At 64.7% G+C, this 897-nt stretch carries 1 pseudogene; it reads right to left on the bottom strand.

The annotated features are described in order from the left end of the window. Positions 1 to 626 (bottom strand): annotated as a pseudogene (locus XH81_RS04760) (IS256 family transposase); the annotation flags it as partial. Positions 627 to 897 lie beyond the last annotated feature (271 nt).

Genomic DNA, 897 nt, shown 5'->3' with positions numbered 1-897 from the left:
AGGCGGTGGCGATGAAGGCGGAGACGACGCGTCTTCCGCTCTTGCCGGCATGGGCCAGGACGTTGCGCATGAACTGGACGCGGCAGCGCTGCCGGGCGGTGTTGAGCACCTTGCTGACGGCGGCCTTGATGCCCTCATGCGCATCGGAGATCACGAGCTTGACGCCACGAAGCCCGCGCCGAGCGAGCTTGCGCAAGAACGCGGTCCAGAACGTCTCGGCCTCAGAAGGGCCGATGTCCATGCCGAGAACTTCACGCCGGCCGTCGCTATTGACGCCGACCGCGATGATGATCGCGACCGAGACGATCCGGCCATTCTGGCGCACCTTGACGTAGGTAGCGTCGATCCACAGATACAGCCAGTCACCCTCGATCGGGCGGGCGAGGAAGGCCTACGGTCGGCTCACCTGGCTCTTGGAGATGCCAGTCATGCCCATGGCCTGGACCAGATCATCGACGGATCGGGTCGAGATGCCCTGCACATAGACTTCCTGCACCACCGCGGTGAGCGCCTTTTCGGCCATCCGACGCGGCTCCAGGAAGCCGGCGAAGCAGCTTCCTTTGCGCAGCTTGGGAAGGCGCAGCTCGACCGCGCCGGCGCGTCTCCCTGGTCCGGTCACGGTAGCCCGCCTTCCGGCCCGCCGGAAAATTGGCGGTGACCTGCCCGTCAGCTACACCACACTATGGGAGTACGTCATGCCAAGCTGACGATTGCTTGTGGGTGCAAGTCCCATCCGGCCAAAGCCGTAGCAGGCAAGCCGGGACCGAGTCTTGCGGGCGTCGCGGCAACGCTGGGTCCGAAGTGTAGACAGCAGTCGTACGGGGTGCGGGAATGAGCCTCGAAAGGTGGATGTTCGCGGAGGCCGAGTGTGTCCCTAACCACGAAGGCTGCATGAGT

The sequence above is a fragment of the Bradyrhizobium sp. CCBAU 25360 genome (assembly GCF_028128695.1).
Classification (GTDB): domain Bacteria; phylum Pseudomonadota; class Alphaproteobacteria; order Rhizobiales; family Xanthobacteraceae; genus Bradyrhizobium; species Bradyrhizobium ottawaense.
Note: the sequence above shows the minus strand (reverse complement) of the source record. Positions and strands in the feature narration are given on the sequence as shown.